This window comes from Bacillus coahuilensis m4-4 (assembly GCF_000171615.1).
Classification (GTDB): domain Bacteria; phylum Bacillota; class Bacilli; order Bacillales; family Bacillaceae_K; genus Bacillus_T; species Bacillus_T coahuilensis.
Genome location: NZ_ABFU01000007.3, coordinates 1 through 14423 on the forward strand (window position 1 = coordinate 1; position 14423 = coordinate 14423).

Below are 14423 nucleotides of genomic sequence, written 5' to 3' on the forward strand. Positions count from 1 at the left end.
ATTATTTATGGAATGCCTTCTGTGGAAGCATTTGAAGAAGAACAAGCAGGGAAGGTAAAGCTTGGAGGCTGTTTAGTTTCTACTGATGATCCAGAATATCATTGTAAAGATTGTGCATATAAGTGGAGTCGCATAGAAGCAGAAAAATATGCTTATGACAGCATTCGTGGATTGAAAGCTAGTGTTGGTGGTTTCCATGAAGGATTTTATGAGGTGACCGTCAATTTTACTACACTTGAAGTCAAATGGAACTATTCTAATGAGGGAGAAAAGGTACGAAAACGGCTAGGATTGAAAACCTTGGATAGATTTAGAAATGAGCTTTTGTTTCTAAATGTGCTTAATTGGAGGAGACAATATATAGATGAAAGTATTCTTGATGGAACTCAATGGGCAGTGGAGATTTATCGAGAAGGGAGGACATTGAGAAGGTCTGGAAGTAATGATTTTCCTGCTGAGTGGGAAGGGTTTTGTCAGGTGATGGCTCGGATTTCTGGGAAAAGGTTTCGTTAAAACAACATAGAGGAAAAAGGTATACTCTTCTAAATTTTTTTATCGATTAAGAGACGACATGGCTATGTCGAGATATAACAAACTAGTGCGACCAGCATCATTCGGAAATCTTATACGACAAGGAGTCTATCTGAAGAAGAGTATCCAGCTGCTTTACAAACTAAATGTTTAGAATAGATTGAGGAATATAGAAAGGCAGAGTCTAATCAAAAAGTGTTGGAAAAATTAACTCCTATCCAAGTATAATCAGTCAAAGTCATGAATTAATTGTAATGAAAAAATGACAAGATTGGGAGAGAGGGAGTGGTCAAATGACAAGGCAAGTAGGCATAAAGGTGAAATATACAATATACTGGAACACAAAGGGTGGAACACTGTAGACAAATAGAAAAAATGAGAATCTTTGGGACGGTTCTAGCGGTTCTATTTTAAGAATACTCAGTGTATAGAATCTGAAGAACCGTCCCCATGATCACCAGTGAGGATGCTGTCGGCTTAGAACAGAAACTCCATTCTCTCCTAAATGACCAAAGAGTAAATAAGGTAAATTATCGTAAAGAATTCTTCAAAACGGATATTAATAGTCTACGAGAGATTGTGGAGGAGATTGATCCGACTGTTGAGTTTGTGACAACTATGTTAGCAGAAGAGTATAAACAAACCCTTTCGATAGAAGATTCCGATGTTGCTATTTAAGATGTATAAAATGATTCTCTTAAGAAGGACTTAGTAATATTGTGTCGGATGTTAAGAATAAAAAAGGGAATTGTATAAATTTGGAAGGAGACTCTTGAAATATATTTTTATAACTATCTTACACAATATGAAATTAAACGAGAATCGTGGGAATCGTGGGGACGGTTCTCATGATTCTGAAGTTTGAATATTCTTAAAATAGAATCACTAGAACCGTCCCCTTGATTCCACTTGATTCACCCTTGATTCATGAGCCTTATGTGTTTTGTTACGGATATAGTGGATATGTTTCCGAGAACGGACACACTCAAATGACATTCATTCTATCCTCTCAAGCCATTGTGAGGTGGTTGCACAAATAGTTTTAAATAGTAATGATGCAGAGACTAAATAAGGGTCTCTGCTTTTTTAGTGATTCTTTAACAATAGGGTAAATTGTGGGGTATTTGTTGTATATTGCGTAGTAGACGATTACTGTGCAGCAAATAACTTGAAAGAGTCAACTAAAAGTAAAGAAGGATCTTTTTATTTATTAGATGATTGGTTTCAACAAATGAGCAAGGTTGTTGAATAACTCTACTTGGAGGAGGACCCTTTCCCCCATCCAATATATTCAACCGCTTGACATTGATTTTATTTATATAAATGATAATGTTAATAATAGTAAGGGTGATTGGATGAACGATTCATTAAGAATATTGATAATTGAAGATGATGAAGATATTAATCGCTTAATATGTAATATTGTTAGTAAGAGTGGTTATACCCCCAAGTCAGCTTATTCAGGGACGGAAGCAATGATTTACCTAGATAGTGAGAGATGGGATATGGTCCTCATCGATCTAATGCTTCCTGGTTTGTCTGGTGAAGATATTTTAAAAATAGTAACCAAAGAGAGCGATGTTCCTATCATTATTATTTCGGCTAAACTCGAAACACAATCAAAAATTGCTGCCTTAAGGGCTGGTGCCGATGACTACATTACAAAACCTTTCGATATTGAAGAGGTTTCTGCCAGAATTGATTCTTGCCTTAGAAGGTATCGTGATATACCGAGTGTGTCGATAACCAATCTGATGAGCAATAAAGATATTGTTTTGGATCCGGATGCAAAAATAGTGACTGTGAATGGAAATGTACTCAAATTAACAGCGCGAGAATATGAGATTTTACTTCTATTAATGTCTTCCCCAAATAAGGTCTTTACCAAAGCTAATTTATTCGAGAGCGTTTGGAATGAACCGTTTTATGGGGACGACAATACGATTAATGTCCATTTGAGTAATATTAGAAATAAGCTCTCTAAAGCAAATCCTAATGAAGTGTACATTGAAACGGTTTGGGGAATGGGGTACAAGCTCAAAACTTAAGGTTTTCTTAAGAATTGACTTAAGACTTTCTTATGTTTTCCTTCTTATAGTATAAGAGTGTTCAAACAGATATCATTTTGGACAAGTTAGATAATGAAATAAGGAGGAAAACCTTGATGAATGACTATGTTTTAAAAACGAATCAATTGTCTAAAAAATATCAAAATAAAATGGCGCTTAATAAGGTAAATGTAACAATAAAAAAGGGCTCTATTTATGGTTTTATTGGACAAAATGGTGCTGGGAAATCCACGTTAATTCGATTAATCACAGGTCTTTCTTATCCAACAACAGGTACATTCGAATTGTTTGGAGAAAATAGAAAACGAGAGTTAATTGAAGCCAGGAAACGAATTGGAACAATAATTGAAGGCCCTGCTTTATACCCACAAATGACAGCCGCTGAAAATTTAGAAGCACATCGGCTTCTAAAAGGAATTCCGGGGAAAGAATGTATTGACAAAACTCTTAAGACAGTAGGATTACAAGGTGCAGGAAAAAAGAAAGCAAAGAATTTTTCTTTAGGAATGAAACAGCGTCTAGGGCTTGCTATAGCTTTATTAGGAGATCCAGAGTTTTTGATTCTTGATGAACCTATTAATGGTTTAGACCCAATGGGAGTAGTTGAAATCAGAGAATTATTAAATAAGCTTAACCAAGAGTATGATATTACGATTTTAATCTCAAGTCATATTTTAAGTGAACTGCATTTATTAGCTACACATTATGGAATTATTCATAATGGAGAATTGCTTGAGCAGTTATCCGCAAAAGAACTGAATGAAAAGTGCCAGCAATATTTGCATATAAAAGTAGATAATCCAAACAAAGCTGCAACAGTTATTGAAAGTCTCCTTGCAACGCAAGAGTTTGAAGTAATGCCAGATGGAACCATGAAGTTGTATGCCTATGTAGATGTGCCAGGTAAAGTCTCCAAAATCCTAACCAATGAAGGATTGGTCATCGAAGAATTTATGCCAATGGGAGAAGATTTGGAAACGTACTTTAGTAATCGTATTGGAGGAGTGCAGCATGGGTAATTTACTGAAAACTGAATGGTATAAATTGAAGAGGGACCGCTCATTTCGGTTTCTAACATGGATGTTACTCGCTGCTGCTGTTTTGTTTCCTTTAATTGAATTTGATAACGGTTCTCCTGGTCTACCTGCAGTAAAGGACTATTATTTGGAAAATGTCCTAGGTACCCATGGGAATATCGTCAAGCTTATTCCTAGTATTTTAGCTGGATTCTTTATTACAAACGAATACTCGATGGGCACAATGAAAAGCATTGTTTCTTCTGGGAATAGCAGGGTACGAATCTACTTCGCTAAGCTTATCGTATTCTCCGTTGGAACTACTATCATCTCGTTAATACTGCCGATTTTTATGACAGGTGCTAGTGCGATTTATTTTGGCTTTCAAGAGATGCCTGAATGGACATATTACTTCCAAACAGTAGGACTTATCATATTATATGGGGCAGCCTTTGCGTCGATTATGGCGGTCTTTTCTATCCTTTTCACCGACAGTGGGAAAACGATTGGATTTCTGCTTATGTTTTTTATATTTGTCGACTGGCCACTGCAAGTTTTAGCGGCAAAAGTGCCATTTTTTGAACCTATTCTATATCATTCTGTTTTTAAGTTAATTTACGATATTATCATTGTTAACACCTTGGAAAGTGCTGAAGTGTTAACCCTTGTTGTTGTTCCGATTGTCACATTTTTTGCATTTGGGGCTTTAGGAAGCTTTATTTTTCAAAGAAAAGAAATTAAGTAAACAGAAAGTAGGTGAGGTCATATGCTCTATTTGCTCCTAACTGTTATGATCGCTTTCGTATATGTCCTCACTCGTTTGTATCAACTCAAAAAGGAAATTAAGAGTACAACTCGGCAACTCATTCAATTAAACCAACATAAAACAGCTAAGAAGATTGATGTTGGTTTTCTTAATCGTGATTTTGAGGAATTAGCACAGGAAATAAATCGCCAAATTGACAAAACGAAAAAGGCGGAGGCAGAAAAACGAACGACCGAAAACGAGTTAAAGCAGGCAATATCTCATATTGCACATGACATTCGTACACCTATGACTTCAATAGTTGGGTATATTCAATTTCTAGAATCAGATGAAATAAGTAGCGAGATGAAAAAGGAATACATAGAAACAATAAAAAGTAGTGCAGGAAGATTAAAGGTTTTACTTGAGGATTTTTTCGAGCTATCGATCATCGAACAAGCAGATTATCCATTGAAAATGGAGAGGGTTAAGTTTAATGATCTAGTTTTAGAAGTGCTTTTTGGCTTTTATGAGGAGTTTAATAAGAGAAACATAGAGCCTGCAATACGCATTCCAGAAGATGATATGATCATGTTGCTTGACCCATCCGCTGTCAAAAGAGTAATTGAAAACTTATTAGTAAATGCAATTAGATACTCTAGTGGAGAGGTTACTATTCTCCTTCAAAATTGTATAACTTCCATTCAACTTAAGATTAGCAACTCTGTTGATTCTCTAAATGAACAAGATGTAAAGCAAATGTTTGACCGTTTTTATAAGGCTGACCAGACAAGGACGGGAAAAGGTACTGGTCTGGGTTTACCAATCGCTAAAAGCTTGATGGAAAAAATGAACGGGAATATTTATGCTGAGTTAAGGGATAATCAATTAACTATGATTTGTGAATGGGAATTTAAATTTGCTTAAATCAATAAATACCTGCTTGAACAAATGAGGGTTTTTTTGAAGAAGAACAAATAGCAAAACAAAGTCATCTACTGCATAGTACAAATATACTGTTCATGAAATATTAAGATATAGTGGGCAGGTAATGTCGTATAGTTATAGGCGGTTATTACTTATTAAGTAAAAAATAAAATACTGCTAGTTATAATTAGTGGATTAGAGTATAAAAGTTATGTTTATAATATATATATATCCGCATACAGTAGCGGTTATGTTCTGTGGGATATAGGTAATAATCCACCCGAAATCCACATAGACAAAGACCCACTCGACAATTTGAACTGCCCCCTGTCAAGTAGACAGTGGAAATAATAAAAATGATTTAAGCGGCTTTAACTCTATATTCCATAGGGCTAAGGCCGTTTAATCTTTTTTGGTGTCTTTCATGATTATAAAAATGGATGTACTCATCTATCGCAGTCGTAAGTTCCTCAAATGTCTTATATTTATGTAAATAATACTTCTCACATTTCAATGTCCCAAAAAAAGATTCCATTGGTCCATTATCAATACACCGACCAACTCGTGACATGCTTTGTGTCATCTCTGCCGCATCTATCTTACGTTTGAACCCTTTAGATGTGTATTGAAATCCACGATCACTATGGATAAGAGGGTGTTCTCCATTCAATAGTACTGTGGCTTGATCAAGTGTCTTGAATACGAGTTGATTATTATTGGAGTGTCCTAGAACATAACTTATAATGGATCCGTCATAAAGATCACGAATCGCACTTAAATAGGCCTTTTTTGATTGGCCATACTTAAATTCTGTAACGTCCGTTACCCATTTTTCATTTGGTTTTTCGGCTGTAAATTCACGATTTAATATATTATCTGCCACATGCTGAGGTGTAGAGCGTTTATATTGCTTCTTCTTGACACGAATGACAGAGCGTAATCCAGCCACTTTCATCAACCGATAGATTCTTTTATGATTAAGCTTCTCCTCGAACTTTCTATTCATGTGAAGGTCATTTGACGATAACCAAATATGCCATCAACTTTTTCATGGAGAGTTTTCATCTCGTTGATGATTTCTTTATTCAGTATTTCTCTGAATGTAGGAGTACGATTTATCCACTTATAGTATGCAGATCGTGCAATACCGGCAATTTGACAAAGTAAACTAATGCTTAAATTCTCTTTTTCATGAAGCTCCTGAATAGCGATATACTTATCTTCAAATCGGATTTGGCTTATTTTCGCCTCCTTTCGATCTCCTCTAACTTTTTTAAGAACAAATTCTCCGCACGTAACCGTTCATTTTCTCTTTCTAACCTTTTCATTTGAAGGTTGATTTTCTCTTCTGGAGTTAGCTTAGCTTCTTCTTTCTTATGACCACGTTTATCTTTTAGCGCTTCATCTCCACCATCTTCGTACTTCTTAACCCATTGATAGACTTGTTGGTAAGAAACATTATAAGTATTAGCTGCTTCTTGATAATCTTTTCCGTTCCCCAAGCAATCAAGTACAATTTCTATTCGTTCTTCCCAAGTCGTTTTTCTTCACTTAGTCATAGAGCTCGTCCTTTCTTTTGACGTATCCTTTAAATCTCTATGACTATTATACTTCTTTATCCAACCTCTGAGGACAGAAGCATCCGATATTTCATACAATCTAGCAACCTCACGTATAGAATACTTCCCAGACAGACAATCTCTAATGGCAGCTAGCTTCAATTCCTTAGAATACTTTTTCCAAGTAGAGAACTCTTTTAGACCTTCCAAACCATACTTAACATACTTGTGCTTCCAGTCCAAAATCGTTGAATGATGCACGTTATATTTTGACTCAAGGTCATATGTTGAATAATGCTCATCTAATTCTTTTAATATCTCGTATTTCTCTTCTGGGAATCGAGGGGACGGTTCTCATGATTCTGAAGTTTGAATATTCTTAAAATAGAATCACTAGAACCGTCCCCTTGATTCGAGGGATAGCTCACGTAGTCATTGATGGAAAACTACTTCATTATGTCGTCAATACATAAGGTAGATAAGAAAAATATATTAATAGCAGATCCAGCTTCGGGTCTTAAAAAAATGAGTCATGAAGAGTTTAAAGAAATTTGGACAGGCATCCTAATTCTTATGGTACCAAACGAAGAATTTAAAAAAGGWAATCACGTTAAGGGTAACTTATCCCGTTTTATCCAACTACTTATTCCACACCAACCCATAGTATGGATGATATTTCTAGCGTCTATTTTATTTGTATTTTTTGGTATAATAGGGGCCTTTTATTTTAAATGGTTAATAGATGACATTTTAGTAAATGACTTAACATCAACTTTGCACACGGTCTCTATTGGGATAATTGTACTATATCTATTTAAGGTGATTTTACAATATCTTCGCATGCATCTTCTGCTTTATTTGAGTCGTAGAATAGACATCGTACTTATGTTAGGTTACTACAAACATATAATGGGAATGCCTATGAGATTTTTTGATACACGTAAAGTCGGAGAAATTATATCGAGATTTATGGATGCTTCTAAAATAAGAGATGCCATTTCAAGTGCAACTTTGACAGTCATGATTGACGTCTTAATGGTAGCAGTTGGTTCTTGGATTCTATACGCACAAAGTCCTACGTTATTTGGAGTAACTTTATGTTTAATACCCTTTTATACTCTAATTATACTAGTATTTCACAAACCTTATGAAAGTGTAAATGAGAAGATAATGGAAGAAAACGCAAGCCTTACTTCTTATATGGTCGAATCTATATCAGGTATACAAACTTTTAAATCCAATAATGCTGAAACTCAAGCAATTAATGAAACTGAAAAACGATTTATTAAATTATTACACCATACATTTAAAAATGGTAACATAAATAATATACAGGAATCTATACGTACTTTTTTAGAATTAATCGGCGGAGTAATTGTATTATGGGTAGGGGCAACACTAGTTTTAAAGGGAGATTTAACAATAGGACAATTAATTACTTTTCATGCTTTACTAGCTTACTTTATAAATCCTATCCAAAACATTATTCAATTACATCCGACAATACAGTCTGCGGTAGTCGCATCAAAACGATTAGTTGAGATCTTAGATTTAGAATTGGAAACGAACGAAAAAGAGACCCATAAGATTAATCCTAAGTCACTTCTAGAAGACATAGTTTTGGAAAATGTATCATTTCGCTATGGCACTAGAAGAAATGTATTGCAAAATGTTACTTTAAAAATTTCAAAAGGTCAGCGTGTCGCCTTTGTTGGAGAAAGCGGCTCAGGGAAAACAACCTTGACAAAATTACTGATGAAATTTTATCAACCAAATGAGGGAGATATAAAAATTGGGGATTTTTCATTATCCGATATTCATAAAGAGGCATTGAGGGATCACATTTCTTATGTTTCGCAAGAATCTTTTTTCTTTAGTGGAACAATTAGAGAGAATTTAATGTTAGGGGCACCAGAAGATACTACAATGGAAGATTTAATAGAAGCTTGTAATAAAGCACAAGTTAAGTCATTTATTGAACAATTACCTCTTAGATATGAAACAATACTAGAAGAAAATGGTAGCAATTTATCAGGTGGACAAAAACAAAGATTGTCGATAGCGAGGGCATTACTTCGCAATCCAGATATTTTATTATTGGATGAGGCCACTAGTCATTTAGACTCAATTACAGAACATTTGGTAAGTGAGTCCTTTGAAAATATCGATCGAACTATAACAATGATTGTAATCGCGCACCGATTATCTACTGTTATGAATTGTGATCTAATTTTTGTATTTGATAAAGGGAATGTAATTGAAATGGGTACGCATAATGAATTGCTTGAATATGAAGGTAAATATTATGAATTATGGATAAAACAACATCCTGTGCAAAAAGTGATTTCAGAAACGGGGGCATTGGTATGAAACAACCAATAAGAGACATATCTGAAATTACATATAGTGTTGAAATGTTAGAGAAAAAACCACCAAGATTCATCTCTATATTTGTGTCTGTTTTATTATTGCTTTTAGGTACAACATTTTGTTGGCTTTTATTTAGTAAAGTGGATATAACGGTAAAAGGTTCGGTTATAGTAGAACCAGGAAAAGAATCAATACCTGTTGTTTCCGAAATTAGTAGTGTGATAGATAAGTCTTATATTCAAGATGGAATGAAGGTTGAAAAGGGAGATATTCTATTAGAATTAGCTGCACAATCAAATGAAATTAATGAAATAGCTTATATAAAAGAAGAAATTAAGGAATTAGAAACTAAACAAAATTCATTTAAATCAGTTTATGAAGCTATTAGTTCGAATAATTTTGAAGGTATTGACATAATCGACACTATGGCTGAAGAACTTTTAACTTCGCATAAGGAACAAGTGAACCAAAACAAAAATGAAATTCTCGAACCAAAAGTTAGAATTAGAATTAATAAAATCAATGTCATCATCGGAAACAAGTAGTCAAATTGAAATAATACAAGCAGAAAAAGATACAGCTGTAAAACAGATAGAAATTTGGAACGAACAAAAAAAGGAATTAAGAAAAAAACAAAAGCTGATATTACTTTGATAGATGAGAAAATAGAAATAAACAAATCCGCAATAAAAAAATATGATGTACAAATTAATTCATTGAAAAATTCTATTGGAGAAGAATCTGCTGATATTGGTCAAAAAGTTGAGAATTTAGATACATCGTTAACACAAGAAATTAAAGGAATTCAGGCAAATTCTAAATTACAAATACAAGGGAAAATTGAAGATATAACGCAAAACTTAAAAGAGTTAAAATTACAAGAGGCAATCTTGCTGAATAAGCAAGAAAATTATATATTAAAATCACCTGTTTCAGGTGTAATACAAACAGATAAAATGTGGGGGAAGTATCATCACGTACAAGAAAATCAGGAACTATTTAAAATAATACCAGAAGATACAAATACGCATCAGGAAATCTTAATTTTTATAAACAATGATGATATTCGTAAAATACAGTATAATCAAAATGTTAAAATACAATTGCCCTCAGACAAAACCAATGGGCACGAAACATTAAAAGGAAAAGTTATATTTATAAGTAAAGAACCTATTGTTGATAATGAGCGGAAAGTATTTACATATTATGCTCGTGCTGAAATAGAAGATTCAATAACCCTGCCGAATGGAATTCAAGGGAAAGCAATAATTGTTACTAATAAAATTTCTTCACTACAGTATGTCCTTTCAAAATTAAACTTAAGAGATACTTAAAAAAGGAGCATCAGAGATGACAAAAAAAAGTACGAAGTAACTGTAGATCCAAAATATATGAATAATCAGGCTATGATTTATTCATTAGTTCTTGTAGCTATAGTATTTATCCTATACATTTTGATTTGGGGTTCAACATTTTCTTTTGGTTGGGGACTATTATTGAAATTCTATATTGGGTATATGATAGGCATAATATTACATGAATTGATACATGCCATCGGGTTTATTGTTTTTGGAAAAGCCAAGTTAAGTGAAGTTAAGTTTGGTTTTATGTTAAAGCATCTGACGCCTTACGCACATTGTAAAGTACCAATTACAGTAAAGTCGTACAAAATAGCATTGCTGTTACCTGTGATAGTAACAGGGATAATACCGTTAATTTGGAGTTTAGCGATTGGAAATGTACTATTAATTTCAATTTCAGTGTTTCTGATTGCAGGAGGCATAGGAGATTGGATCGTGTTTAGAAAAATATATAAGTTTCCAAACGAAGCACTTCTGGAAGACCATCCAGATGCAATTGGATGTATTATATACCAAAGTTGATATAGTAATGGTCAGCTTTCGTAAAAATCTTGGAATGTTTTGAAGTGAGTATTTTAAAATAAAAATAAGAGTACCAGCGATTAATTGTTGGTACTCTTCAAAGTGAAATTTAAGAATCCTAAAACAAACCTTAATTGGTTTGTTTTTTTGTGGTCAATGAACCTTGCGTATATTGCCGATGACTTTACCTAATACAGTAACATTCTGATAGTACATGGGAGGCATATCAGGATTTTCAGGTTGTAAACGAATCAATATTTGGAATAATTTCAATATAATATTTCAATATAACACCAAGAAATTCCTAAAATTATATAGAACACCGTTATTCTTTTAAACTCTTAAAACGAGCAATTCTTAACTAATGTAAAGGAATCAAGGGGACGGTTCGAAACCACTGAAAAACACTTCCATAAAAATGGAAGTGTAAGGGTGTCGCTAAATAAAATAAAGAAGAACCCCGATTTTGGTATAATAGAGTTGACTAGAAACTAAAACCAAAGGGGGCTCTTCTTTATGCTTAAAGAAAAAGATATGCAGTTAAGCATGTACTCATTATTATACTATAAAATCCCTAAGAAACATACGCTTCGCATACTCAAGGAAGAATTAGACTTCAGTTTTATTAATAAACTTCTCGAAAATACATACTCCAAATACTACGGGAGACCTGCCAAAGAACCAGAATTAATGCTAAAGCTATTAATCTTACAACGACTTTATAATCTCTCTGACGAGAGAGTCATCGAAGATGCTTCTTTAAATTTAGCTTATATGTACTTTTTAGATATTAACCCAGAGAAAGAGCTGCCTCACCCTAGTTTATTGGCCAAGTTTAGAGTCAAAAAACTTGAAGCTAACGATCTAACCACAGATGAAATCATCACTGAGGTTAGTAAACAATGCGTGGAAAAAGGTATCGTGAAAGAAACTGGAGTAACTATTGATACTACGCATACTGAGGCAAATACGTTTAAAGCGACTCCTGAGAGAGTTATGAAAAAATTGGCTTATAAAATCTTTAACACCATGAGAGAAGAAATAGGAGAAATCCCCTCAACGGTTAATCAAGATGTTCCTGAATACAAAGTAATTGAAGATCATCAAGAAGCAAAATCAATAATGAAGAATTATCTAGAAGAAACAATTCTTCAAATAGAGGAAACGATTCATCCAGAACACACACCAAAAACAAAAGAAGTAATAGAGAACGCGAAAGCGATTCTAAACGATCCTAAATTTATTCAACAAAAAGGTGTTCGTTCAATAGTGGATCAAGAAGCGAGAGTAGGAAGAAAAAGCAAAACAACAAACTTCTTTGGGTACAAAATGGAATACATCATGACAACGGAGGAACGACTGATTACAGCAGTAAGAGTAAATGATGGAGCATACGTAGATGGAACGCAGTTCCATGAATTATTGGAACTCACTCAGAAAAGTGGGTTAGTTATCCCAGAGGTCTATGGTGATAGAGCATACTTTAGAAAACATATATTAGATGATATAAAGAAGATTGGAGCAAGTCCCTACATACCTGTGAGTGCCATGGCGTATAGGCTAGACGAAGATAAGTTTCAATATAACAAGGATTCAGATGAGTGGTTTTGTGTTCAGGGGAATAAAACTATTAGAAAAAAGAAAACGAACAAGAATAAAAGAGATCAAGAATACTATAAATACTATTTTGAAAAAGAAGTGTGCAGAGAATGTCCTCTTCGAGAGTCCTGTGCAAAAAAAACAGTGGGTAGAGTGTTAACTGTTGGACTTAATACTCCTGAGTTCTATGAGTACAGTCAACTTCAAAAGACTGACGAGTTTAAAGAGAGATATAAGAAAAGAGCTTGCCAAGAATGGAAAAATGGTGAAATGAAGAATTTTCACGGGTTAGATCGTGCCAGAGGGTACGGTCTTAAAAGCATGACCACACAAGCAAAATTAACCGCGTTAGCGGTCAACTTAAAGAGGGTAGCAAGCATACTATCCTCTAAAAACACTAATAATCTTTTGGTTTTTACCACATTTAGGATAATTGGACCCAAGATCAATAATTTTATTGAGTAAATATAAGTTTTAAAGGGTACTTTTTCAGTGGTTTCGGACGGTTCCAGTGATTCTATTTCGCGGGAGGCTTGTTGCTTCTTACAGTATTCCCACCAGCCAAATTAGTCGGACTTGGCATAAAGGGTGCCGTAATGGGAACAAAGACCATTATTCGCTTCGGTGATGACTCCGTCCAGCTGTTTAAAAAAGCAAGAACTGACAGAAAGAATGTTTGCTGCTGCAAATGTTCCCATATCTGCCAGAAAAGAATATTATAATTCCTTTAATAAATATAATTTTAGGGAGTGAAGCTAATGGAAAAGATAAAGCAGTTACTCACACAAATAAAAACTTTACCAAATTGTCGTATCTTTGAACCTACTGGGTTACCCATTATTGACGAAACAAAGCATATTTTACCTAATGATTTAAAAGAATTTTATAGTCTCTGTGGTGGCTTAGTTCTATTTGAAAATGAGGACTATCCAATCTATTTCGTGTCTCCTGAAAAGTTTATATTAGCCAATCCAATAATTGTGGGAGAATTATGCGAAGAAGATATTTCATCTAATTGGTATATTATCTGTAATGATGGAACGGATGAATACTTAACTATTGACCTCAATAAAGACAGGTTAGGGAAATGCTATGATAGTTTTTTTGACCGTCATGGACTTATAGGCGAGTCTCAAATAATAGCCACATCCTTTACTGATTTACTAGAGCGACTATTAAATAATAAAGGTCAGTATTGGTATTGGTTAAAAGATGATTTTATTTCTCTAGGTGATGCATATGATGAAATTGATAGCTAAGTATTAGAAAAAATTGACCTTGGTTGGCTCCATGCCACTCAAGGTTTCTTTTTTATTGGTGGGTGGGGCTACCCAGTGACGAATAGTTCATTTTTTATTCAGAGTATATGAGTAACTCTTGTAAGCCCTATATTATGTTCTTACGAATTATTTAGTACGTACAATAGCTATAAAACGTATAACCTATTTAATGTATTTTACCTCTTAAAAGTAGTCACAAAATCGTCAGCTACCACCATCCATATTCTCCAATACTATACCTTTGCTTTCCCCTACTTTTTAAAATTTTTCGCAACTATGACGTACATAGAACGATTACTAGAGTGAGGATTACTCCACCTCGATTAACTCCTGAATGTCGATGTCTAACATTTTGCATACCGTTTCTAATATAGATAGATAAACCCTGTCCACGTTGTCTGAACAAAGACCATTATTCGCTTCGGTGATGACGCCGTCCAGCTG

14 protein-coding genes and 2 pseudogenes are annotated in these 14423 nt (G+C 34.2%); 13 read left to right on the top strand and 3 right to left on the bottom strand.

From position 1 onward, the window contains the following. The 6 genes from M44_RS27260 to M44_RS01205 form a co-directional block, all read left to right on the top strand. Positions 1–513 (top strand): hypothetical protein (locus tag M44_RS27260; protein ID WP_050770853.1); only part of this gene is annotated, 513 nt, incomplete at its 5' end. A 468-nt stretch (positions 514–981) separates the two neighbouring features. Next, the gene (locus M44_RS01185; RefSeq protein WP_010170151.1) at positions 982–1209 is read left to right on the top strand and encodes a GIY-YIG nuclease family protein; all 228 of its coding nucleotides are present in this window, start codon (positions 982–984) and stop codon (positions 1207–1209) included. Positions 1210–1886: 677 nt separating this feature from the next. After that, positions 1887–2579: a response regulator transcription factor gene (locus tag M44_RS01190; protein ID WP_029326665.1), complete on the top strand. Its 693-nt coding sequence runs from the start codon at positions 1887–1889 to the stop codon at positions 2577–2579. A 116-nt stretch (positions 2580–2695) separates the two neighbouring features. Then, on the top strand, positions 2696–3619 hold the full coding sequence (locus M44_RS01195) for an ABC transporter ATP-binding protein (RefSeq protein WP_010170153.1): 924 nt from the start codon (positions 2696–2698) through the stop codon (positions 3617–3619). Next, the gene (locus tag M44_RS01200) at positions 3612–4361 is read left to right on the top strand and encodes an ABC transporter permease (protein WP_010170154.1); all 750 of its coding nucleotides are present in this window, start codon (positions 3612–3614) and stop codon (positions 4359–4361) included. Before M44_RS01195 ends, M44_RS01200 begins: the two co-directional genes overlap by 8 nt. 21 nt (positions 4362–4382) lie before the next feature. Next, positions 4383–5288: a sensor histidine kinase gene (locus M44_RS01205; protein WP_010170155.1), complete on the top strand. Its 906-nt coding sequence runs from the start codon at positions 4383–4385 to the stop codon at positions 5286–5288. A gap of 361 nt (positions 5289–5649) precedes the next feature. On the opposite strand, the pseudogene M44_RS29715 reads toward M44_RS01205, so the two are convergent. Next, positions 5650–7165: pseudogene (locus M44_RS29715) on the bottom strand (IS3 family transposase). Positions 7166–7303: 138 nt separating this feature from the next. On the opposite strand from M44_RS29715, the gene M44_RS19555 reads away from it, so the two are divergent. Genes M44_RS19555 through M44_RS19560 form a run of 4 tightly spaced genes read left to right on the top strand, consistent with a single transcriptional unit; the run spans position 7304 to position 11100 of the window. After that, positions 7304–9217 (top strand): peptidase domain-containing ABC transporter, encoded by a 1914-nt coding sequence (locus M44_RS19555; protein ID WP_010170158.1) that lies wholly within the window; start codon positions 7304–7306, stop codon positions 9215–9217. Beyond that, on the top strand, positions 9214–9762 hold the full coding sequence (locus M44_RS01225) for a hypothetical protein (RefSeq protein ID WP_010170159.1): 549 nt from the start codon (positions 9214–9216) through the stop codon (positions 9760–9762). Before M44_RS19555 ends, M44_RS01225 begins: the two co-directional genes overlap by 4 nt. 54 nt (positions 9763–9816) lie before the next feature. Further along, positions 9817–10551 (top strand): beta-barrel domain-containing protein, encoded by a 735-nt coding sequence (locus M44_RS01230; RefSeq protein ID WP_010170163.1) that lies wholly within the window; start codon positions 9817–9819, stop codon positions 10549–10551. Positions 10552–10608: 57 nt separating this feature from the next. Continuing rightward, positions 10609–11100: a DUF3267 domain-containing protein gene (locus M44_RS19560; RefSeq protein WP_010170165.1), complete on the top strand. Its 492-nt coding sequence runs from the start codon at positions 10609–10611 to the stop codon at positions 11098–11100. 153 nt (positions 11101–11253) lie between these two features. On the opposite strand, the pseudogene M44_RS27675 reads toward M44_RS19560, so the two are convergent. Beyond that, positions 11254–11352: pseudogene (locus M44_RS27675) on the bottom strand (LexA family protein); the annotation flags it as partial. 264 nt (positions 11353–11616) lie between these two features. On the opposite strand from M44_RS27675, the gene M44_RS01240 reads away from it, so the two are divergent. The 3 genes from M44_RS01240 (at position 11617) to M44_RS01245 (ending at position 13958) form a co-directional block, all read left to right on the top strand. After that, positions 11617–13164 (top strand): IS1182-like element ISBch1 family transposase, encoded by a 1548-nt coding sequence (locus tag M44_RS01240; RefSeq protein WP_010170167.1) that lies wholly within the window; start codon positions 11617–11619, stop codon positions 13162–13164. A 162-nt stretch (positions 13165–13326) separates the two neighbouring features. After that, positions 13327–13452: a hypothetical protein gene (locus tag M44_RS29220; protein ID WP_420167083.1), complete on the top strand. Its 126-nt coding sequence runs from the start codon at positions 13327–13329 to the stop codon at positions 13450–13452. A gap of 5 nt (positions 13453–13457) precedes the next feature. Continuing rightward, complete coding sequence (locus tag M44_RS01245; protein ID WP_010170169.1) at positions 13458–13958, top strand: SMI1/KNR4 family protein; 501 nt, start codon at positions 13458–13460, stop codon at positions 13956–13958. 330 nt (positions 13959–14288) lie between these two features. Here the strand turns inward: M44_RS01245 and M44_RS27680 are convergent, their stop codons facing one another. Next, positions 14289–14420 (bottom strand): helix-turn-helix domain-containing protein, encoded by a 132-nt coding sequence (locus M44_RS27680; protein WP_081447359.1) that lies wholly within the window; start codon positions 14418–14420, stop codon positions 14289–14291. Positions 14421–14423: the final 3 nt, after the last annotated feature.

Coding starts and splice junctions, on each gene's coding strand:
- M44_RS01185 (WP_010170151.1), top strand. CDS start 982: ATGATCACCAGTGAGGATGCTGTCGGCTTAGAACAGAAACTCCATTCT.
- M44_RS01190 (WP_029326665.1), top strand. CDS start 1,887: ATGAACGATTCATTAAGAATATTGATAATTGAAGATGATGAAGATATT.
- M44_RS01195 (WP_010170153.1), top strand. CDS start 2,696: ATGAATGACTATGTTTTAAAAACGAATCAATTGTCTAAAAAATATCAA.
- M44_RS01200 (WP_010170154.1), top strand. CDS start 3,612: ATGGGTAATTTACTGAAAACTGAATGGTATAAATTGAAGAGGGACCGC.
- M44_RS01205 (WP_010170155.1), top strand. CDS start 4,383: ATGCTCTATTTGCTCCTAACTGTTATGATCGCTTTCGTATATGTCCTC.
- M44_RS01225 (WP_010170159.1), top strand. CDS start 9,214: ATGAAACAACCAATAAGAGACATATCTGAAATTACATATAGTGTTGAA.
- M44_RS19560 (WP_010170165.1), top strand. CDS start 10,609: ATGAATAATCAGGCTATGATTTATTCATTAGTTCTTGTAGCTATAGTA.
- M44_RS01240 (WP_010170167.1), top strand. CDS start 11,617: ATGCTTAAAGAAAAAGATATGCAGTTAAGCATGTACTCATTATTATAC.
- M44_RS29220 (WP_420167083.1), top strand. CDS start 13,327: ATGACTCCGTCCAGCTGTTTAAAAAAGCAAGAACTGACAGAAAGAATG.
- M44_RS01245 (WP_010170169.1), top strand. CDS start 13,458: ATGGAAAAGATAAAGCAGTTACTCACACAAATAAAAACTTTACCAAAT.